Source organism: Pseudomonas sp. xss_4, from assembly GCF_043104125.1.
Classification (GTDB): domain Bacteria; phylum Pseudomonadota; class Gammaproteobacteria; order Pseudomonadales; family Pseudomonadaceae; genus Aquipseudomonas; species Aquipseudomonas parafulva_B.
In genome coordinates this window covers 118,100-135,002 of sequence record NZ_JBICKJ010000096.1, presented here as the reverse complement: position 1 = coordinate 135,002, position 16,903 = coordinate 118,100, and the positions used below count along the sequence as shown (strand labels likewise).

The window sequence follows — 16,903 nt, the reverse complement described above, 5'->3', positions numbered from 1 at the left end:
CTGGTCGAGATGGAAGTTCGCGACCTGCTGTCCACCTACGACTTCCCAGGCGACGACACTCCGATCATCATCGGTTCCGCTCGTATGGCCCTGGAAGGCAAAGACGACAACGAAATGGGTACTACCGCTGTCAAGAAGCTGGTAGAAACTCTGGATGCCTACATCCCTGAGCCAGTTCGTGCCGTTGATCAGCCGTTCCTGATGCCGATCGAAGACGTGTTCTCGATCTCGGGTCGTGGTACCGTTGTGACCGGCCGTATCGAGCGTGGTATCGTCCGCGTTCAGGATCCGCTGGAAATCGTTGGTCTGCGTGACACCACCACCACCACCTGCACCGGTGTTGAGATGTTCCGCAAGCTGCTGGACGAAGGCCGTGCTGGCGAGAACTGCGGCGTTCTGCTGCGTGGTACCAAGCGTGACGACGTTGAGCGTGGCCAGGTTCTGGTCAAGCCAGGTTCGGTCAAGCCGCACACCAAGTTCACCGCAGAAGTCTACGTTCTGTCGAAAGAAGAAGGCGGTCGTCACACTCCGTTCTTCAAAGGCTACCGTCCTCAGTTCTACTTCCGTACCACTGACGTGACCGGTAACTGCGAACTGCCGGAAGGCGTTGAAATGGTAATGCCAGGTGACAACATTCAGATGACTGTTACCCTGATCAAGACCATCGCAATGGAAGACGGTCTGCGCTTCGCTATCCGTGAAGGCGGTCGTACCGTCGGCGCCGGCGTCGTAGCCAAAATCATCGAGTAATCACTCGACCGATTGAAAAAGGCCCCCGCTCAGCGGGGGCTTTTTTTATTGGGTTGACACTAATTGGGGGCGTCTATAGAATCACGCCTCCTTTTAGCGGGCGTAGTGCGCCCGTTGGGAACAGCCTGGAGTCTGAAATCCAATGCAAAATCAGCAAATCCGTATCAGGTTGAAGGCTTTCGACCATCGCCTGATCGACCAATCCACCCAGGAAATCGTGGAAACCGCGAAACGTACTGGTGCACAAGTGCGTGGTCCAATTCCACTGCCTACCCGCAAAGAGCGTTTCACCGTTCTGGTCTCCCCGCACGTCAACAAAGACGCGCGTGATCAGTACGAGATTCGCACTCATAAGCGTGTTCTGGACATCGTCCAGCCAACGGATAAAACCGTTGATGCGCTGATGAAGCTTGATCTGGCGGCAGGTGTGGAAGTACAGATCAGCCTCGGCTAAGACTTCGGTCTGGTCGTGTAACGCTCTGAAATGGGCGGCCATAGCGGGTGAAAGCCCCGTACACTCATGAGGTTTACAACATGACTATTGGTGTAATCGGTCGCAAGTGCGGTATGACCCGCATTTTCACCGAAGAAGGTGTCTCCATTCCGGTCACGGTCATTGAGATCGAGCCGAATCGCGTCACCCAGTTCAAAACTGAAGAAACCGATGGCTACCGTGCAGTGCAAGTCACTGTCGGCGAGCGTCGTGCTTCGCGTGTGACTGCCGCTCAGGCAGGCCACTTCGCCAAGGCCAACGTTGCCGCTGGTCGCGGTGTTTGGGAGTTCCGTCTTGAAGAAGGCGATTTCCAGGCTGGCGATCTGATCAAAGCTGAACTCTTCACTGCAGGCCAGCTGGTAGACGTTACTGGTCAGTCCAAAGGTAAAGGCTTCGCCGGTACCATCAAGCGCTGGAACTTCCGTGGCCAGGACAACACCCACGGTAACTCCGTGTCGCACCGTGTCCCAGGTTCCATCGGCCAGTGCCAGACTCCTGGTCGTGTGTTCAAGGGCAAGAAGATGTCCGGTCACATGGGCGCCGAGCGCGTGACTGTTCAGTCCCTGGAAGTTGTTCGCGTAGACGCTGAGCGCAACCTGCTGCTGGTCAAGGGTGCCGTTCCAGGCGCTACTGGCGGCGACGTGGTTGTACGTCCAGCTGTCAAGGCTCGCGGTTAAGGGGAAACTGACATGCAACTTAATGTAAATGACGCTCAGGCGATCGAAGTTTCCGAACTGACTTTCGGTGGCGAATTCAACGAGACGCTGGTACACCAAGCAGTCGTGGCCTACATGGCCGGCGGCCGTCAGGGCACCAAGCAGCAAAAGACCCGTTCCGACGTGGCTGGTGGCGGTAAGCGCCCATGGCGTCAGAAGGGTACTGGCCGTGCTCGTGCTGGTACCACTCGTGGTCCGATCTGGCGTGGCGGTGGTGTAACCTTCGCAGCTCGCCCTCAAGATCACTCGCAGAAGCTCAACAAGAAGATGTACCGCGCAGCTCTGCGCTCCATCCTCGCTGAGCTGGTGCGTAGCGACCGTCTGGTCGTGGTTCAGGACTTCGCTGTTGAAGCGCCGAAAACCAAAGATCTGCTGAACAAGCTGAACGGCATGGGTCTGAGCGATGTGTTGATCGTTTCCGACGCTGTTGATCAGAACCTGTACCTGGCTGCTCGTAACCTGCCGCACGTCGACGTTCGTGACGTACAAGGTTCCGACCCGGTCAGTCTGATCGCATACGAGAAAGTGTTGATCACTGTCTCGGCCGTGAAGAAATTCGAGGAGCTGCTGGGATGAACCAGGAACGCGTATTCAAAGTCCTCCTTGGCCCGCACGTTTCCGAGAAGGCTACCGTTCTGGCTGAGAAAAAAGGCCAGTTCGTATTCAAGGTTGCTACTGACGCAACCAAGCTGGAAATCAAGAAAGCTGTCGAAGGCCTGTTCAACGTAAAAGTTGAAAACGTGTCGACCGTTAACGTTCTGGGTAAAACCAAGCGTACCGCACGTGGTCTGGGCAAGCGTAATGACTGGAAGAAGGCGATCGTCTCCCTTCAGCCAGGCCAAGATCTCGATTTCAGCAGCAGTGCTGAGTAAGGAAGGGGTGCATCATGGCAATCGTTAAATGCAAACCGACTTCCCCTGGCCGCCGTTTCGTGGTCAAGGTGGTCAACAAGGAGCTGCATAAAGGCGCTCCTCACGCACCGCTGCTCGAGAAAAAATCGAAGTCTGGTGGTCGTAACAACAATGGCCGCATCACTACGCGTCACGTAGGTGGTGGTCATAAGCAGCATTACCGTCTGGTCGACTTCCGTCGCAACGACAAAGATGGCATCCCAGCCACTGTCGAGCGTATCGAATACGATCCAAACCGTACTGCTCACATCGCCCTGCTGTGCTACGCAGACGGTGAGCGTCGCTACATTATCGCCCCTAAAGGCGTGAGCGCTGGCGACCAGCTGATCGCAGGTGCCCTGGCCCCAATCAAGGCCGGTAACTCCCTGCAGCTGCGCAACATTCCAGTAGGTAGCACCATTCACGGCATCGAACTGAAGCCGGGTAAAGGTGCACAGATCGCTCGTTCCGCTGGTGCTTCGGCTCAGCTGATCGCTCGCGAAGGTGTCTACGTGACCCTGCGTCTGCGCTCTGGTGAAATGCGTAAAGTCCTGGCTGAGTGCCGTGCGACCCTGGGTGAAGTCTCGAACTCCGAGCACAGCCTGCGTTCGCTGGGTAAAGCTGGTGCCAAACGCTGGCGCGGCGTTCGCCCAACCGTTCGTGGTGTTGCCATGAACCCGGTTGACCACCCGCATGGTGGTGGTGAAGGTCGTACCTCCGGTGGTCGTCATCCGGTATCGCCATGGGGCTTCCCAACCAAGGGTGCTAAAACCCGTGGTAATAAGCGTACCGACAACATGATCGTCCGTCGTCGCAAGTAACTAGAGGGATACGACAGTGCCACGTTCTCTGAAAAAAGGTCCTTTTATCGATCTTCACCTCTTGAAGAAGGTCGAAGTGGCGGTGGAGAAGAACGATCGCAAACCAGTTAAAACCTGGTCGCGTCGCTCGATGATCCTGCCACAAATGGTCGGTCTGACCATCGCGGTTCACAACGGTCGCCAGCATGTCCCAGTTCTCGTGAACGAAGACATGGTCGGCCACAAACTGGGCGAGTTCGCCGGTACCCGCACCTATCGCGGGCACGTGGCTGACAAGAAAGCCAAGCGTTAAGGGGTAAGGAAATGGAAGTAGCCGCTAAGTTGTCGGGCGCTCGAATCTCCGCCCAGAAAGCCCGCTTGGTCGCCGACCAGATCCGCGGGAAGAAGGTGGGCGAAGCGCTCAACCTGTTGGCCTTCAGCAGCAAAAAAGCCGCTGAAATCATGAAGAAAGTCCTCGAGTCGGCCGTAGCCAACGCCGAACACAACGAAGGCGCAGACGTTGATGACCTGAAGGTCTCTACCGTCTTCGTCAACGAAGGGCGTTCGCTGAAGCGCATCATGCCACGTGCCAAAGGCCGTGCTGATCGCATCGTCAAGCGGTCTTGCCATATCACTGTCAAGGTTGCGGACAAGTAACGGAGTCGATCAGATGGGTCAGAAAGTACATCCCACTGGCATTCGCCTGGGAATCGTCAAGGAGCACACCTCCGTCTGGTACGCAGACGGTGCTACTTACGCAGATTACCTGTTGAAGGATCTGAAAACGCGTGAGTACCTCCAAGACAAACTAAAAAGCGCGTCCGTAAGCCGTATCGATATTCATCGTCCGGCTCAAACTGCACGCATCACCATCCACACCGCTCGTCCAGGTATCGTTATCGGGAAGAAAGGTGAGGATGTCGAGAAGCTGCGCCAGGACCTGACCAAGCAGATGGGTGTGCCTGTGCACATCAACATCGAAGAGATCCGCAAGCCGGAACTCGACGCTATGCTGGTTGCGCAAAGCGTAGCTCAGCAGCTGGAACGCCGCGTTATGTTCCGTCGCGCCATGAAGCGCGCCGTACAGAACGCCATGCGTATTGGTGCCAAGGGCATCAAGATCCAGGTGAGCGGTCGTCTCGGCGGCGCTGAGATTGCTCGTACCGAGTGGTATCGCGAAGGTCGTGTGCCTCTGCACACCCTGCGTGCCGATATCGACTACAACACCTACGAAGCTCACACCACTTACGGTGTGATCGGTGTGAAGGTTTGGATTTTCAAAGGCGAAGTTATTGGTGGTCGCCAAGAAGAACTGAAACCACAAGCACCAGCGCCTCGTAAAAAAGCTGCTAAGTAAGGGGTACGCCAAATGTTGCAACCTAAGCGTACAAAATTCCGCAAGCAGATGACTGGCCACAACCGTGGTCTGGCACTGCGCGGTAGCAAAGTCAGCTTCGGCGAGTTCGCCCTGAAAGCTGTTGCTCGCGGTCGCCTCACCGCTCGCCAGATCGAGTCCGCACGTCGTGCGCTGACCCGTCACGTAAAACGTGGCGGCAAGATCTGGATCCGTGTATTCCCGGACAAGCCGATCTCCAAGAAACCTCTCGAGGTTCGTATGGGTAAAGGTAAGGGTTCCGTTGAGTACTGGGTTGCCCAGATCCAGCCAGGCAAAGTCCTGTACGAGATCGAGGGTGTTTCTGAAGAGCTGGCGCGCGAAGCTTTCGCTCTGGCCGCTGCGAAGCTGCCTCTCGCCACCTCCTTTGTTAAGCGGACGGTGATGTGATGAAAGCGAATGAACTTCGTGAAAAATCCGCACAGCAACTGAACGAGCAACTGCTCGGCTTGCTGCGCGACCAGTTCAATCTGCGTATGCAGAAAGCAACTGGCCAGTTGGGGCAGTCGCACCTGCTCTCGCAAGTCAAGCGTGACATCGCTCGCGTGAAGACTGTGCTCAACCAGCAGGCAGGTAAGTGATCATGGCTGAAGCTGAAAAAACCGTCCGTACGCTGACTGGCCGTGTCGTCAGCGACAAAATGGACAAGACCATCACCGTTCTGATCGAGCGTCGCGTAAAGCACCCGATCTACGGTAAATACGTTAAGCGTTCGACTAAGCTGCACGCGCACGACGAAACCAATCAGTGCAAGATCGGCGACAAGGTTTCCATTACCGAAACCCGTCCGCTGGCCAAGACCAAGTCCTGGGCACTGGTTGAAGTCCTCGAACGCGCTGTTGAAGTCTAAGGGCTAGGGGTCGGAGAAATTTTATGATTCAGACTCAATCCATGCTCGATGTGGCCGATAACAGCGGCGCTCGTCGCGTCATGTGCATCAAGGTGCTCGGCGGTTCTCACCGCCGCTACGCCGGCATCGGTGACATCATCAAAGTTACCGTCAAGGAAGCGATTCCACGCGGTAAGGTCAAAAAAGGCCAAGTGATGACTGCTGTTGTCGTGCGCACCCGTCACGGTGTTCGTCGCGCTGACGGTTCCATCATTCGTTTCGACGGCAACGCTGCTGTTCTGCTGAACAACAAGCAAGAGCCGATCGGCACTCGCATCTTCGGGCCAGTGACCCGTGAACTTCGTACTGAGAAGTTCATGAAGATCGTCTCGCTCGCCCCTGAAGTGCTGTAAGGAGATCCGACATGCAAAAGATTCGTCGTGACGACGAGATCATCGTGATCGCCGGCAAAGACAAAGGTAAGCGCGGTAAGGTGCTGAAGGTTCTCGCTGACGACCGTCTGGTCATCGGTGGCGTGAACCTGGTCAAGCGTCATACCAAGCCTAACCCGATGGCGGGCGTTCAGGGCGGTATCGTCGAAAAAGAAGCGCCTCTGCACGCTTCCAACGTTGCCATCTTCAACGGTGAAACCAACAAGGCTGACCGCGTTGGTTTCAAAGTAGAAGACGGTAAGAAAATTCGTGTCTTCAAGTCGACCCAAAAAGCGGTTGATGCTTGAACACTGCTAGGTAGAAGACCATGGCACGACTGAAAGAGATTTACCGGAACGAGATCGCTCCTAAGCTTAAGGATGAACTTAAGCTGTCGAACGTGATGGAAGTTCCGCGCGTTACCAAAATCACCCTGAACATGGGTCTGGGCGAAGCGATCGGTGACAAGAAAGTCATCGAGCACGCTGTTGCCGACCTGGAAAAGATCACCGGTCAAAAGCCGGTCGTGACTTTCGCTCGCAAATCCATCGCTGGCTTCAAAGTCCGCGAAGGCTGGCCGATCGGCGTCAAGGTGACCCTGCGTAGCGACAAGATGTACGAATTCCTGGACCGCCTGCTGGCGATCTCCCTGCCTCGGGTTCGCGACTTCCGCGGCCTGAATGCCAAGTCCTTCGACGGTCGTGGCAACTACAGCATGGGCGTGAAAGAGCAGATCATCTTCCCGGAAATCGACTACGACAAGATCGATGCTCTGCGCGGTTTGGACATTACCCTGACCACCACTGCTCGTTCGGACGACGAAGGCCGCGCTCTGCTGCGTGCTTTCAAGTTCCCGTTCCGCAACTGATTGGAGTAGGAAAATGGCCAAGAAGAGCATGAAAAACCGTGAGCTGAAACGTCAGCAAACGGTAGCTAAGTACGCTAAAAAGCGCGCTGAGCTGAAAGCGACCATCGTCAATCTGAACGCCTCTCCTGAAGAGCGTTTCGCTGCCGTTGTCGCTCTGCAGAAGCAGCCGCGCGATGCTAGCGCTGCCCGCCTGCGCAACCGTTGCCGCCTGACCGGTCGTCCTCACGGTGTATACCGTAAGTTCGGCCTGGGCCGTAACATGCTGCGCCAAGCGGCAATGCGTGGCGACGTACCAGGTCTGGTCAAGGCCTCCTGGTAATCGCTGCAGGTTGAGTCATCGGCGTAGGCGGTTAATCTTCCGACCGCCGGTGACTCTTCCCTCGAACAAGCCCCTACATGGGGCTTGTTTCGTTTCTGGCTTGTGTCTAGAATGACCGGCTCACCTGAGCCTGGGCTTCGTGCTCTGCCTGTTTAGGTGGTTGTGATAGCCGCAAGGCTAATAATTCTTGTATCAGGAGCATCTAGCCCATGAGTATGCAGGACCCGTTAGCGGACATGCTAACTCGCATCCGTAATGCCCAGATGGCTGAAAAGTCCGTCGTAAGCATGCCTTCCTCCACCCTGAAGGTCGCGGTTGCCAAAGTTCTGAAAGATGAAGGTTACATCGCTGGTTACCAGGTAACCGGTGAGGCCAAGCCTTCCCTGTCGATCGAACTGAAGTACTTCGAAGGCCGTCCGGTCATCGAGGAACTGAAGCGCTCCAGCCGTCCAGGCCTGCGCCAGTACAAGTCCGTCACAGATCTGCCGAAAGTACGTGGCGGCCTGGGCGTGTCTATCGTCTCCACCAACAAAGGTGTGATGACTGACCGCGCTGCGCGCGCTGCCGGTGTCGGCGGCGAAGTTCTGTGCACAGTGTTCTAAGGGGAGATAGGCATGTCTCGCGTCGCTAAGAACCCCGTTAAGCTGCCAGCAGGCGTCGAAGTAAAATTCGCCGGCCAGCAGCTTTCGGTGAAGGGTGCCAAGGGCACTCTCGAACTGAACGTTCACTCGTCTGTTGAAGTTACCGAAGAGTCCGGCGAACTGCGCTTCGTCGCTCGCAACGGTGATCAGCAAGCTCGCGCCATGGCCGGTACTACCCGCGCTCTGGTGAACAACATGGTCCAAGGCGTAAGCCAAGGCTTCGAGCGCAAGCTCCAGCTGGTCGGTGTTGGTTACAAGGCACAGGCAAAAGGCACCGTCCTGAACCTGGCTCTGGGCTTCTCGCATCCAGTGGACTACGAACTGCCAGCCGGTATCACCGCAGAAACCCCAAGCCAGACCGACATCCTGATCAAGGGTATCGATAAGCAGCTGGTGGGTCAGGTGGCCGCTGAAATCCGCGATTTCCGTCCGCCAGAGCCTTACAAAGGCAAAGGTGTGCGTTACGCGGACGAAGTAGTCCGTCGTAAAGAAGCCAAGAAGAAGTAGGGCCTAGCAAATGACCGACAAAAAAGTTACTCGACTGCGTCGCGCTCGCAAAGCACGTCTCAAGATGCACGAACTCGAAGTCGTGCGCCTGTGCGTGTTCCGCTCCTCGCAGCACATCTACGCCCAGGTCATTTCGGCCGACGGCAGCAAGGTTCTGGCAAGCGCCTCGACCTTGGACAAAGACCTGCGTGATGGCGCCACTGGCAACATCGACGCGGCCACTAAGGTTGGCAAGCTGGTAGCTGAGCGCGCGAAAGCCGCCGGTGTATCTCAAGTTGCCTTTGACCGTTCCGGCTTCAAGTACCATGGCCGCGTCAAAGCGCTGGCTGATGCTGCTCGTGAAGGCGGGCTGGAGTTCTAAGTTATGGCAAATAACGATCAAAAGCGCGACGAAGGCTACATCGAGAAGCTGGTTCAAGTTAACCGCGTTGCCAAAACCGTAAAAGGCGGCCGTATCTTCACCTTCACCGCGCTGACCGTGGTGGGTGATGGCAAGGGTCGTGTTGGCTTTGGCCGTGGCAAGTCGCGCGAAGTACCTGCCGCGATCCAGAAAGCCATGGAAGCTGCTCGCCGCAACATGATTCAGGTTGACCTGAAGGGCACCACCCTGCAGTACGCCACCAAGGCTGCCCACGGCGCCTCGAAGGTTTACATGCAGCCTGCCTCGGAAGGTACCGGTATCATCGCCGGTGGCGCAATGCGTGCTGTCCTGGAAGTTGCTGGCGTTCAGAACGTTCTGGCCAAGTGCTACGGTTCGACCAACCCAGTGAACGTGGTTTACGCCACCTTCAAGGGTCTGAAAGCCATGCAATCTCCTGAATCCATTGCTGCCAAGCGCGGCAAGAGCGTCGAGGAGATCTTCTGATCATGGCAACCGTTAAAGTAACGCTGATCAAGAGCACCGCCGGCCGTCTGCCTAACCACATTCTGTGCGTTAAAGGCCTGGGTCTGCGTCGCATCGGTCACACTGTAGAAGTCCAGGATACTCCCGAGAACCGCGGGATGATCAACAAGGCTTACTACATGCTGAAGGTCGAGGGTTAATCGATGAAACTCAATGATCTGAGTCCAGCGCCGGGTTCCCGTCGCGAGAAGCATCGTCCGGGCCGTGGTATCGGTAGCGGTTTGGGTAAGACTGGTGGCCGCGGTCACAAAGGTCAGACCTCCCGTTCCGGTGGCACCATCGCTCCGGGCTTCGAAGGCGGTCAACAGCCGCTGCACCGTCGTCTGCCGAAGTTCGGCTTCGTTTCCCTGAAAGCCATGGACCGCGCAGAAGTGCGTCTGTCCGAGTTGGCCAAAGTGGACGGCGACGTGATCTCCGTGCAATCCCTGAAGGATGCCAACGTGATCGGCCAGAACGTACAGCGTGTGAAAATCATGCTGTCTGGCGAAGTCACTCGCGCAGTCACCATCAAGGGTATCGCAGCCACCAAGGGTGCGCGTGCGGCTATCGAAGCAGCTGGCGGCAAGTTCGAGGAATAAATGGCTAAGCAAGGTGCTCTCTCTTCGCTCGGTAAGGGCGGGATGTCGGAACTCTGGGCTCGTCTGCGCTTTCTGTTCATGGCGATCATCGTCTATCGGATAGGTGCACATATCCCGGTTCCCGGCATCAATCCGGACCGTCTGGCGGATCTGTTTCGGCAGAATGAGGGGACCATTCTTAGCTTGTTCAACATGTTTTCCGGTGGCGCGCTTGAGCGCATGAGCATCTTTGCATTGGGGATCATGCCGTACATTTCGGCATCGATCATCATGCAGCTGATGACTGCGGTCAGCCCGCAACTGGAGCAGTTGAAGAAGGAAGGTGAAGCTGGCCGTCGCAAGATCAGCCAGTACACCCGCTACGGCACCGTTATCCTGGCGCTGGTTCAAGCCATTGGCATGTCCATTGGCCTGGCCAACCAGGGCGTGGCGTTTTCTGTAGGCCTCGGCTTCCATGTCGTTGCCGTCTCCACTTTCGTGGCAGGCGCGATGTTCATGATGTGGCTGGGTGAGCAGATCACCGAGCGCGGTGTGGGCAACGGTATCTCGATGTTGATCTTCGCAGGTATCGTTGCCGGTCTTCCGAGAGCAATCGGGCAGTCTTTCGAGTCTGCGCGTACGGGTGATATCAACATCTTCGCCCTGGTCGCTATCGGTTTGCTTGCAGTAGCGATCATCGGTTTCGTGGTGTTCATCGAGCGTGGTCAGCGGCGTATTGCCGTTCATTACGCCAAGCGTCAGCAGGGCCGCAAGGTCTTCGCTGCGCAAACCAGCCACTTGCCGCTGAAGGTGAACATGGCAGGGGTAATCCCGGCCATTTTCGCGAGCAGCATCTTGCTGTTCCCGGCTTCGCTGGGTGCCTGGTTCGGTCAGTCCGAAGGTATGGGCTGGCTGCAGGACATCTCGCAGTCGATCGCTCCTGGTCAGCCGTTGAACATTCTGCTGTTTAGTGCAGGGATCATTTTCTTCTGCTTCTTCTACACAGCGTTGATGTTCAATCCGAAAGACGTAGCGGAAAACCTGAAGAAGTCCGGTGCCTTTATTCCGGGTATCCGTCCTGGTGAGCAGTCGGCGCGCTACATTGATGGCGTTCTGACTCGTCTGACCATGTTCGGTGCTCTTTACATGATGGCCGTCTGCCTTCTGCCCCAGTTCCTGGTGGTGGCAGCAAATGTGCCGTTCTACCTTGGCGGGACCTCGTTGCTGATTGTGGTAGTGGTTGTGATGGACTTCATGTCCCAAGTACAATCGCACCTCGTTTCGCACCAGTACGAATCCCTGATGAAGAAAGCCAACCTGAAAGGCTACGGTGGCAGCGGTTTGCTGCGCTGATACGCCCCTAAGGTTCGAGGAGTCGGTAATGAAAGTTCGTGCATCGGTGAAAAAGCTGTGCCGCAACTGCAAGATCATCCGTCGCGAAGGCGTCGTACGAGTGATCTGCAGCGCGGAACCGCGTCACAAACAGCGCCAAGGCTGAGTGTGATTCGCGCTTCAAACCCAGCAGCTAGTGTGCTGCTGGGTTGATTATTTGTTTCTACAGCGATATTATCTCGCGCCCTATTTCTTGGCTTCCGGGGCGTAGGTAGCTGTCAATTGGAGTCCCACTGAATGGCCCGTATTGCAGGCGTCAACATTCCAGATAACAAGCATACTGTTATCTCGCTGACCTACATCTATGGTGTCGGTCGCACTACTGCACAGAAAATCTGTGTGGATGCTGGTGTAAATCCAGCCGCTAAGATCAAGGATCTGAGCGACGAGCAAATCGAAACCCTGCGTGGCGAAGTCGCGAAGTTCACCACTGAAGGTGACCTGCGCCGTGACGTAAACATGAAGATCAAGCGCTTGATGGACCTGGGTTGCTACCGCGGCCTGCGTCATCGTAAAGGTCTGCCGGTTCGCGGTCAGCGCACCAAGACCAACGCACGCACCCGGAAGGGCCCGCGTAAGCCGATCCGCAAGTAATCGCCCAGGAATATAGACATGGCAAAACCTGCTGCTCGTCCTCGTAAAAAAGTCAAAAAGACAGTGGTTGATGGCATCGCCCACATCCACGCTTCTTTTAACAACACCATCGTGACCATCACCGACCGTCAGGGCAATGCTTTGTCCTGGGCGACCTCCGGTGGTTCGGGTTTCCGTGGTTCGCGCAAATCCACCCCGTTCGCAGCTCAGATCGCTGCTGAGCGTGCTGGTCAAGCTGCGCTGGAATATGGTCTGAAGAACCTCGACGTAAACGTCAAGGGTCCAGGTCCAGGTCGTGAGTCCGCCGTTCGTGCATTGAACAGCTGCGGCTACAAGATCGCCAGCATCACCGACGTGACGCCAATCCCGCATAACGGGTGCCGTCCGCCGAAGAAGCGTCGCGTGTAATCAGGAGACAGATAAATGGCACGTTACATTGGTCCAAAATGCAAACTGTCTCGTCGTGAAGGCACCGATCTGTTCCTGAAGAGCGGCGTTCGCGCTCTGGAATCGAAGTGCAACATCGAAGCAGCCCCAGGTATCCACGGCCAGCGCCGTGGCCGTCAGTCCGACTACGGTACCCAGCTGCGCGAGAAACAAAAAGTCCGTCGTATCTACGGTGTTCTGGAGCGTCAGTTCCGCGGTTACTACCAAGCTGCTGCCTCGAAAAAAGGCGCAACCGGTGAAAACCTGCTTCAACTGCTCGAGTGCCGTCTGGATAACGTCGTTTACCGTATGGGCTTCGGCTCGACTCGTTCCGAGTCCCGTCAGCTGGTTTCGCACAAAGCGATCAGCGTCAACGGTAAGACTGTAAACATTCCATCCTACCAAGTTCGTCCGGGTGACGTGGTCGCGGTTCGTGAGAAGTCGCTGAACCAGCTGCGCATTGTTCAAGCCCTTGAACTGTGTGCCCAGCGTGGCCGCGTTGAGTGGGTTGATGTGGATGCTGCCAAAAAGTCGGGCGTTTTCAAGAACGTTCCTGCTCGCAGCGACCTGTCTGCCGACATCAACGAAAACCTGATTGTCGAGCTCTACTCCAAGTAAGGGCTAGAAAATAGGTGCATCCATGCAGATTTCGGTAAATGAGTTCCTGACTCCCCGCCACATTGATGTGCAGGTAGTCAGTCCGACCCGCGCCAAGATCACGCTCGAGCCTCTCGAGCGTGGCTTCGGCCATACCCTGGGCAACGCGCTGCGCCGCATCCTGTTGTCCTCCATGCCTGGCTGTGCAGTAGTCGAGGCCGAGATCGATGGCGTACTCCACGAGTACTCCGCGATCGAAGGTGTACAGGAAGATGTCATTGAAATCCTGTTGAACCTGAAAGGCCTGGCTATCAAACTGCATGGTCGTGACGAAGTTACGCTGACCTTGTCGAAAAAGGGTTCGGGGGTGGTTACCGCTGCCGATATTCAGCTGGATCACGATGTCGAGATCGTCAACCCCGATCACGTAATCGCGAACCTGGCGTCGAATGGCGCCCTGAACATGAAGCTCACTGTAGCTCGTGGTCGCGGTTACGAGCCGGCCGACTCCCGTCAGACCGACGAAGACGAAAGCCGTAGCATTGGCCGTCTGCAGTTGGACGCTTCGTTCAGCCCTGTGCGTCGTATCGCCTATGTGGTCGAAAACGCACGTGTTGAACAGCGTACCAACTTGGACAAGCTGGTCATTGATCTGGAAACCAACGGCACCCTGGATCCTGAAGAGGCTATCCGCCGCGCCGCGACCATCCTGCAACAGCAGCTGGCCGCGTTCGTCGACCTCAAAGGTGACAGTGAGCCTGTCGTAGTCGAGCAGGAAGACGAGATCGATCCGATCCTGCTACGTCCGGTTGACGACCTGGAACTGACTGTACGTTCGGCCAACTGCCTGAAGGCGGAGAACATCTACTACATCGGCGACCTGATTCAGCGTACCGAAGTGGAGCTGTTGAAGACTCCTAACCTCGGCAAGAAGTCCCTGACTGAAATCAAGGACGTCCTGGCCTCTCGTGGTCTGTCTCTCGGCATGCGCCTCGACAACTGGCCGCCTGCAAGTCTTAAGAAAGACGACAAGGCGACCGCCTGATCGTCGTAATCACCGAACGTAGTGTTTGGTAAGGAATGAATCATGCGTCATCGTAAAAGTGGACGTCACCTGAGCCGTACCAGCTCTCACCGCAAGGCTATGTTCCAGAACATGGCAGTGTCGTTGATCGAGCACGAGCTGATCAAAACCACCCTGCCGAAAGCCAAGGAACTGCGTCGCGTTGCCGAGCCGCTGATCACCCTGGCCAAGGAAGACAGCGTTGCCAACCGTCGTCTGGCCTTCGACCGTACCCGTTCGAAGGCCGCTGTTGGTAAACTGTTCAACGATCTGGGCAAGCGCTACGCCACCCGTCAGGGCGGCTACCTGCGCATCCTGAAGTGCGGTTTCCGCGCTGGCGACAATGCGCCAATGGCGTACGTCGAGCTGGTTGATCGTCCAGTCGGTGGTGCTGTAGAAGCTGCCGAGTAAGACGTTTTGTCTGCTACAAAGAACCGGGCCTAGTGCCCGGTTTTTTGTGGTTCAGGCCATTAACAATCTCTATTGCATTCAGTAATTCAATGAATTTGTCGTTGATCGCGATCCTGCTGATAATTCTCCCAAGCCGACATACAGGCATTTGAGACTGATCGAGGAAAGCTCATGAGCAAAACGCTTACTACCGCCAGCGGTGCCCCTGTTGCGGATAACCAGAATTCCCGTACCGCAGGCCCACGCGGCCCCCTGCTGCTCGACGACTTCCACCTGATCGAGAAGCTCGCGCATTTCAACCGCGAAAATATCCCCGAACGACGTGTGCATGCCAAAGGCTCTGGTGCCTACGGCACGTTCACGGTGACGCGCGACATCACCCACCTCACCCGTGCGAAACTGTTCGAGCAGGTTGGCAAGCAGACCGAAACGTTTCTGCGATTCTCCACTGTAGGTGGAGAGCGCGGCTCGGCCGATACAGAGCGTGACCCACGAGGTTTCGCGGTCAAGTTCTATACCGAAGAAGGCAACTGGGACATCGTCGGCAACAACACGCCGGTGTTTTTCATCCGTGATCCACTGAAGTTTCCAGACTTCATTCACACGCAAAAACGCCACCCCCAGACCAACCTGAAGAGTGCCCAAATGATGTGGGACTTCTGGTCTCATTCGCCGGAAGCGCTGCACCAGGTCACGATCTTGTTTTCGGACCGCGGCATTCCTGACGGCTATCGGCATATGCACGGCTTCGGTAGCCACACCTACAGCTTGATCAGCGCGGACGGTCAGCGTACATGGGTCAAATGGCACTTCAAGACTCAGCAGGGCATCAAGAATCTGGCGCCTGCGGAGGCTGCGCGTTTGGCCGGTACCGATCCGGACTACGCCCAGCGCGACCTGTACGAGGCAATCGAGCGTGGCGACCACCCACGCTGGACTGTATGCATCCAGGTCATGAGTGAAGCTGAGGCTGCGAACCGCCCCGAGAATCCGTTCGATGTGACCAAGACCTGGTCGCAGAAAGATTATCCGCTGATTGAAGTAGGCGTACTGGAGCTCAACCGCAACCCGCTGAACTACTTCGCTGAAGTTGAGCAGGCTGCCTTCGGGCCGAGCAATATGGTCCCTGGGGTGGGGCTGTCACCTGATCGCATGCTGCAAGGCCGGGTGTTTGCCTATGCCGATGCCCACCGCTATCGGGTAGGCACCAACCATCAGCAATTGCCGGTGAACGCGCCCCGCTGTGCGGTCAATAGCTACCAGCGTGATGGTTCGATGGCGATGGGTGCCTACGGAGGGGCACCCAATTATGAGCCCAACAGCTACGCCGATGCTCCCAAGCAATCGCCGCGTCATGCAGAGCCCGGGCTTGCGCTTAGCGGTTTGGCCGATCGGTATGATCATCGCGAGGACACTGATTACTTCAGCCACGCGGGCGCCCTGTTCCGGTTGATGAGCCAGGCGCAGCAGGAGCTGCTGGTCAGCAACATCGCCGGGGCAATGGCCGGCGTGACCGACGATGTGATCCAGCGTCAATTGCAGTACTTCTTCAAGGCCGATCCCGCTTACGGGGCGGGTGTCGCTAAGGCGCTTGGAATGAATATCGCCTAAGTCGAAGTGATAAGAATAACCGCCCTCATTTGGGCGGTTTTTCAATGAATATCACTACCGTTTGCCCGATTTTTTGCATCGAGTCGCGCGTTTTTCAGTGACCAGGCGCACAACGTGGTTCACACTATGCGGCATACACGCTTCCATATGGAGAACCCCGGCGATGCAAGGCCACCCAGACGTCATCAATTACCTCGTCATGCTGTTGAAGGGCGAACTGGCCGCACGTGACCAGTACTTCATTCACTCACGCATGTACGAAGACTGGGGCCTTGCCAAGCTCTACGAGCGCATCAACCATGAGATGGAGGAAGAGGCTCAGCATGCTGACGCCTTGATGCGCCGCATTCTCATGCTCGAGGGCACCCCAGACATGCGGGCCGATGACCTCGAAGTCGGCACCACCGTCCCTGAAATGATCGAAGCTGATTTAAAGCTGGAATACAAAGTGCGAGCGGCGCTTTGCAAGGGGATCGAGTTGTGCGAACTGCACAAGGATTATGTGAGCCGTGACATTCTGCGCGCGCAACTGGCCGATACCGAGGAAGACCACACCTATTGGCTTGAGAAGCAGCAAGGCCTGATCAAGGCAATCGGTCTGCAGAATTACCTGCAATCACAGATGTAACGCTTTTATTGCTGTACGCTTGGGTCGTGTGTTGGCTCTAGCACAAGGGCTACAAGCCGATGAAAAAGGGGCGCCGAGACGCC

At 56.4% G+C, this 16,903-nt stretch carries 31 protein-coding genes; all 31 read left to right on the top strand.

Going from position 1 to position 16,903, the window contains the following annotated elements; translation table 11 throughout:
- Positions 1 to 750: EF-Tu/IF-2/RF-3 family GTPase (locus tag ACF8GB_RS22280; protein ID WP_256576302.1), on the top strand; the 750-nt coding region annotated here is incomplete at its 5' end.
- A 142-nt stretch (positions 751 to 892) separates the two neighbouring features.
- Positions 893 to 1,204, top strand: a complete 312-nt coding sequence (gene rpsJ, locus ACF8GB_RS22275) for a 30S ribosomal protein S10 (RefSeq protein ID WP_003186070.1) — start codon at positions 893 to 895, stop codon at positions 1,202 to 1,204.
- Positions 1,205 to 1,284: 80 nt separating this feature from the next.
- Positions 1,285 to 1,920: a 50S ribosomal protein L3 gene (rplC, locus tag ACF8GB_RS22270; protein WP_003257089.1), complete on the top strand. Its 636-nt coding sequence runs from the start codon at positions 1,285 to 1,287 to the stop codon at positions 1,918 to 1,920.
- 12 nt (positions 1,921 to 1,932) lie between these two features.
- Positions 1,933 to 2,535 carry a 50S ribosomal protein L4 gene (gene rplD, locus ACF8GB_RS22265; protein ID WP_003255485.1) on the top strand — a complete coding sequence of 201 codons (603 nt, stop codon included), beginning with the start codon at positions 1,933 to 1,935 and terminating at the stop codon, positions 2,533 to 2,535.
- Positions 2,532 to 2,831 (top strand): 50S ribosomal protein L23, encoded by a 300-nt coding sequence (gene rplW / locus ACF8GB_RS22260; protein ID WP_003255484.1) that lies wholly within the window; start codon positions 2,532 to 2,534, stop codon positions 2,829 to 2,831. The genes rplD and rplW overlap by 4 nt, the downstream gene beginning before the upstream one ends.
- Before the next feature lie 14 nt (positions 2,832 to 2,845).
- Positions 2,846 to 3,670 (top strand): 50S ribosomal protein L2, encoded by an 825-nt coding sequence (gene rplB / locus ACF8GB_RS22255; protein WP_027915105.1) that lies wholly within the window; start codon positions 2,846 to 2,848, stop codon positions 3,668 to 3,670.
- Between the two features lie 16 nt (positions 3,671 to 3,686).
- Entirely contained in the window at positions 3,687 to 3,962 is a 276-nt protein-coding gene (gene rpsS / locus ACF8GB_RS22250; protein WP_003255482.1) for a 30S ribosomal protein S19, read from the top strand.
- An 11-nt stretch (positions 3,963 to 3,973) separates the two neighbouring features.
- Complete coding sequence (gene rplV, locus ACF8GB_RS22245) at positions 3,974 to 4,306, top strand: 50S ribosomal protein L22 (RefSeq protein ID WP_003103908.1); 333 nt, start codon at positions 3,974 to 3,976, stop codon at positions 4,304 to 4,306.
- Positions 4,307 to 4,319: 13 nt separating this feature from the next.
- Positions 4,320 to 5,006 carry a 30S ribosomal protein S3 gene (rpsC, locus tag ACF8GB_RS22240; RefSeq protein ID WP_003255481.1) on the top strand — a complete coding sequence of 229 codons (687 nt, stop codon included), beginning with the start codon at positions 4,320 to 4,322 and terminating at the stop codon, positions 5,004 to 5,006.
- Between the two features lie 12 nt (positions 5,007 to 5,018).
- A complete protein-coding gene (gene rplP, locus ACF8GB_RS22235) occupies positions 5,019 to 5,432 on the top strand; it encodes a 50S ribosomal protein L16 (RefSeq protein WP_003255479.1) in 414 nt (137 codons plus the stop codon).
- Complete coding sequence (rpmC, locus tag ACF8GB_RS22230) at positions 5,432 to 5,623, top strand: 50S ribosomal protein L29 (protein WP_002555481.1); 192 nt, start codon at positions 5,432 to 5,434, stop codon at positions 5,621 to 5,623. Before rplP ends, rpmC begins: the two co-directional genes overlap by 1 nt.
- A 2-nt stretch (positions 5,624 to 5,625) precedes the next feature.
- Entirely contained in the window at positions 5,626 to 5,892 is a 267-nt protein-coding gene (rpsQ, locus tag ACF8GB_RS22225; RefSeq protein ID WP_023534981.1) for a 30S ribosomal protein S17, read from the top strand.
- A 23-nt stretch (positions 5,893 to 5,915) separates the two neighbouring features.
- Entirely contained in the window at positions 5,916 to 6,284 is a 369-nt protein-coding gene (rplN, locus tag ACF8GB_RS22220) for a 50S ribosomal protein L14 (RefSeq protein WP_002555479.1), read from the top strand.
- An 11-nt stretch (positions 6,285 to 6,295) separates the two neighbouring features.
- On the top strand, positions 6,296 to 6,610 hold the full coding sequence (gene rplX / locus ACF8GB_RS22215; RefSeq protein WP_003255476.1) for a 50S ribosomal protein L24: 315 nt from the start codon (positions 6,296 to 6,298) through the stop codon (positions 6,608 to 6,610).
- Positions 6,611 to 6,630: 20 nt separating this feature from the next.
- Positions 6,631 to 7,170, top strand: coding sequence for a 50S ribosomal protein L5 (gene rplE, locus ACF8GB_RS22210; protein WP_023535025.1), 540 nt, complete (start codon positions 6,631 to 6,633; stop codon positions 7,168 to 7,170).
- A 13-nt stretch (positions 7,171 to 7,183) separates the two neighbouring features.
- Entirely contained in the window at positions 7,184 to 7,489 is a 306-nt protein-coding gene (gene rpsN / locus ACF8GB_RS22205; RefSeq protein ID WP_023534988.1) for a 30S ribosomal protein S14, read from the top strand.
- A 209-nt stretch (positions 7,490 to 7,698) separates the two neighbouring features.
- Positions 7,699 to 8,091, top strand: a complete 393-nt coding sequence (gene rpsH, locus ACF8GB_RS22200; RefSeq protein ID WP_008089805.1) for a 30S ribosomal protein S8 — start codon at positions 7,699 to 7,701, stop codon at positions 8,089 to 8,091.
- Positions 8,092 to 8,103: 12 nt separating this feature from the next.
- Positions 8,104 to 8,637 (top strand): 50S ribosomal protein L6, encoded by a 534-nt coding sequence (gene rplF / locus ACF8GB_RS22195; protein ID WP_009681972.1) that lies wholly within the window; start codon positions 8,104 to 8,106, stop codon positions 8,635 to 8,637.
- A 10-nt stretch (positions 8,638 to 8,647) separates the two neighbouring features.
- Positions 8,648 to 8,998 (top strand): 50S ribosomal protein L18, encoded by a 351-nt coding sequence (gene rplR / locus ACF8GB_RS22190; RefSeq protein ID WP_008089801.1) that lies wholly within the window; start codon positions 8,648 to 8,650, stop codon positions 8,996 to 8,998.
- 3 nt (positions 8,999 to 9,001) lie between these two features.
- The gene (gene rpsE, locus ACF8GB_RS22185; protein ID WP_003255465.1) at positions 9,002 to 9,502 is read left to right on the top strand and encodes a 30S ribosomal protein S5; all 501 of its coding nucleotides are present in this window, start codon (positions 9,002 to 9,004) and stop codon (positions 9,500 to 9,502) included.
- Between the two features lie 2 nt (positions 9,503 to 9,504).
- On the top strand, positions 9,505 to 9,681 hold the full coding sequence (rpmD, locus tag ACF8GB_RS22180) for a 50S ribosomal protein L30 (RefSeq protein ID WP_023535007.1): 177 nt from the start codon (positions 9,505 to 9,507) through the stop codon (positions 9,679 to 9,681).
- A gap of 3 nt (positions 9,682 to 9,684) precedes the next feature.
- Positions 9,685 to 10,119: a 50S ribosomal protein L15 gene (rplO, locus tag ACF8GB_RS22175; RefSeq protein WP_023535012.1), complete on the top strand. Its 435-nt coding sequence runs from the start codon at positions 9,685 to 9,687 to the stop codon at positions 10,117 to 10,119.
- Positions 10,120 to 11,451 carry a preprotein translocase subunit SecY gene (gene secY, locus ACF8GB_RS22170; RefSeq protein WP_003257108.1) on the top strand — a complete coding sequence of 444 codons (1,332 nt, stop codon included), beginning with the start codon at positions 10,120 to 10,122 and terminating at the stop codon, positions 11,449 to 11,451.
- A gap of 28 nt (positions 11,452 to 11,479) precedes the next feature.
- The gene (rpmJ, locus tag ACF8GB_RS22165; RefSeq protein ID WP_002555468.1) at positions 11,480 to 11,596 is read left to right on the top strand and encodes a 50S ribosomal protein L36; all 117 of its coding nucleotides are present in this window, start codon (positions 11,480 to 11,482) and stop codon (positions 11,594 to 11,596) included.
- A 131-nt stretch (positions 11,597 to 11,727) separates the two neighbouring features.
- Entirely contained in the window at positions 11,728 to 12,084 is a 357-nt protein-coding gene (gene rpsM / locus ACF8GB_RS22160) for a 30S ribosomal protein S13 (RefSeq protein WP_009681976.1), read from the top strand.
- A gap of 18 nt (positions 12,085 to 12,102) precedes the next feature.
- Entirely contained in the window at positions 12,103 to 12,492 is a 390-nt protein-coding gene (gene rpsK, locus ACF8GB_RS22155; RefSeq protein ID WP_003255454.1) for a 30S ribosomal protein S11, read from the top strand.
- Positions 12,493 to 12,507: 15 nt separating this feature from the next.
- The gene (gene rpsD / locus ACF8GB_RS22150; RefSeq protein WP_003257114.1) at positions 12,508 to 13,128 is read left to right on the top strand and encodes a 30S ribosomal protein S4; all 621 of its coding nucleotides are present in this window, start codon (positions 12,508 to 12,510) and stop codon (positions 13,126 to 13,128) included.
- 22 nt (positions 13,129 to 13,150) lie between these two features.
- Complete coding sequence (locus tag ACF8GB_RS22145; RefSeq protein WP_003255452.1) at positions 13,151 to 14,152, top strand: DNA-directed RNA polymerase subunit alpha; 1,002 nt, start codon at positions 13,151 to 13,153, stop codon at positions 14,150 to 14,152.
- Between the two features lie 42 nt (positions 14,153 to 14,194).
- Complete coding sequence (gene rplQ / locus ACF8GB_RS22140) at positions 14,195 to 14,581, top strand: 50S ribosomal protein L17 (protein ID WP_043210290.1); 387 nt, start codon at positions 14,195 to 14,197, stop codon at positions 14,579 to 14,581.
- Between the two features lie 171 nt (positions 14,582 to 14,752).
- Positions 14,753 to 16,192, top strand: coding sequence for a catalase (locus tag ACF8GB_RS22135; protein ID WP_100852342.1), 1,440 nt, complete (start codon positions 14,753 to 14,755; stop codon positions 16,190 to 16,192).
- A gap of 163 nt (positions 16,193 to 16,355) precedes the next feature.
- Entirely contained in the window at positions 16,356 to 16,820 is a 465-nt protein-coding gene (gene bfr, locus ACF8GB_RS22130) for a bacterioferritin (RefSeq protein ID WP_078479200.1), read from the top strand.
- The last annotated feature ends 83 nt before the right edge of the window (positions 16,821 to 16,903 follow it).

What these genes read in the sequence shown, in the direction of transcription:
- rplD (WP_003255485.1), top strand. Translation starts at nt 1,933, where the DNA reads ATGCAACTTAATGTAAATGACGCTCAGGCGATCGAAGTTTCCGAACTG.
- rpmJ (WP_002555468.1), top strand. Translation starts at nt 11,480, where the DNA reads ATGAAAGTTCGTGCATCGGTGAAAAAGCTGTGCCGCAACTGCAAGATC.
- rpsM (WP_009681976.1), top strand. Translation starts at nt 11,728, where the DNA reads ATGGCCCGTATTGCAGGCGTCAACATTCCAGATAACAAGCATACTGTT.
- rpmC (WP_002555481.1), top strand. Translation starts at nt 5,432, where the DNA reads ATGAAAGCGAATGAACTTCGTGAAAAATCCGCACAGCAACTGAACGAG.
- rpsJ (WP_003186070.1), top strand. Translation starts at nt 893, where the DNA reads ATGCAAAATCAGCAAATCCGTATCAGGTTGAAGGCTTTCGACCATCGC.
- rpsK (WP_003255454.1), top strand. Translation starts at nt 12,103, where the DNA reads ATGGCAAAACCTGCTGCTCGTCCTCGTAAAAAAGTCAAAAAGACAGTG.
- rplW (WP_003255484.1), top strand. Translation starts at nt 2,532, where the DNA reads ATGAACCAGGAACGCGTATTCAAAGTCCTCCTTGGCCCGCACGTTTCC.
- rplN (WP_002555479.1), top strand. Translation starts at nt 5,916, where the DNA reads ATGATTCAGACTCAATCCATGCTCGATGTGGCCGATAACAGCGGCGCT.
- rplP (WP_003255479.1), top strand. Translation starts at nt 5,019, where the DNA reads ATGTTGCAACCTAAGCGTACAAAATTCCGCAAGCAGATGACTGGCCAC.
- ACF8GB_RS22135 (WP_100852342.1), top strand. Translation starts at nt 14,753, where the DNA reads ATGAGCAAAACGCTTACTACCGCCAGCGGTGCCCCTGTTGCGGATAAC.
- rplX (WP_003255476.1), top strand. Translation starts at nt 6,296, where the DNA reads ATGCAAAAGATTCGTCGTGACGACGAGATCATCGTGATCGCCGGCAAA.
- rplB (WP_027915105.1), top strand. Translation starts at nt 2,846, where the DNA reads ATGGCAATCGTTAAATGCAAACCGACTTCCCCTGGCCGCCGTTTCGTG.
- bfr (WP_078479200.1), top strand. Translation starts at nt 16,356, where the DNA reads ATGCAAGGCCACCCAGACGTCATCAATTACCTCGTCATGCTGTTGAAG.
- rpsH (WP_008089805.1), top strand. Translation starts at nt 7,699, where the DNA reads ATGAGTATGCAGGACCCGTTAGCGGACATGCTAACTCGCATCCGTAAT.
- rpsN (WP_023534988.1), top strand. Translation starts at nt 7,184, where the DNA reads ATGGCCAAGAAGAGCATGAAAAACCGTGAGCTGAAACGTCAGCAAACG.
- rpsD (WP_003257114.1), top strand. Translation starts at nt 12,508, where the DNA reads ATGGCACGTTACATTGGTCCAAAATGCAAACTGTCTCGTCGTGAAGGC.
- rpmD (WP_023535007.1), top strand. Translation starts at nt 9,505, where the DNA reads ATGGCAACCGTTAAAGTAACGCTGATCAAGAGCACCGCCGGCCGTCTG.
- rplQ (WP_043210290.1), top strand. Translation starts at nt 14,195, where the DNA reads ATGCGTCATCGTAAAAGTGGACGTCACCTGAGCCGTACCAGCTCTCAC.
- rplE (WP_023535025.1), top strand. Translation starts at nt 6,631, where the DNA reads ATGGCACGACTGAAAGAGATTTACCGGAACGAGATCGCTCCTAAGCTT.
- rpsQ (WP_023534981.1), top strand. Translation starts at nt 5,626, where the DNA reads ATGGCTGAAGCTGAAAAAACCGTCCGTACGCTGACTGGCCGTGTCGTC.
- rplV (WP_003103908.1), top strand. Translation starts at nt 3,974, where the DNA reads ATGGAAGTAGCCGCTAAGTTGTCGGGCGCTCGAATCTCCGCCCAGAAA.
- rplC (WP_003257089.1), top strand. Translation starts at nt 1,285, where the DNA reads ATGACTATTGGTGTAATCGGTCGCAAGTGCGGTATGACCCGCATTTTC.
- rplO (WP_023535012.1), top strand. Translation starts at nt 9,685, where the DNA reads ATGAAACTCAATGATCTGAGTCCAGCGCCGGGTTCCCGTCGCGAGAAG.
- rpsE (WP_003255465.1), top strand. Translation starts at nt 9,002, where the DNA reads ATGGCAAATAACGATCAAAAGCGCGACGAAGGCTACATCGAGAAGCTG.
- ACF8GB_RS22145 (WP_003255452.1), top strand. Translation starts at nt 13,151, where the DNA reads ATGCAGATTTCGGTAAATGAGTTCCTGACTCCCCGCCACATTGATGTG.
- rpsC (WP_003255481.1), top strand. Translation starts at nt 4,320, where the DNA reads ATGGGTCAGAAAGTACATCCCACTGGCATTCGCCTGGGAATCGTCAAG.
- secY (WP_003257108.1), top strand. Translation starts at nt 10,120, where the DNA reads ATGGCTAAGCAAGGTGCTCTCTCTTCGCTCGGTAAGGGCGGGATGTCG.
- rplF (WP_009681972.1), top strand. Translation starts at nt 8,104, where the DNA reads ATGTCTCGCGTCGCTAAGAACCCCGTTAAGCTGCCAGCAGGCGTCGAA.
- rplR (WP_008089801.1), top strand. Translation starts at nt 8,648, where the DNA reads ATGACCGACAAAAAAGTTACTCGACTGCGTCGCGCTCGCAAAGCACGT.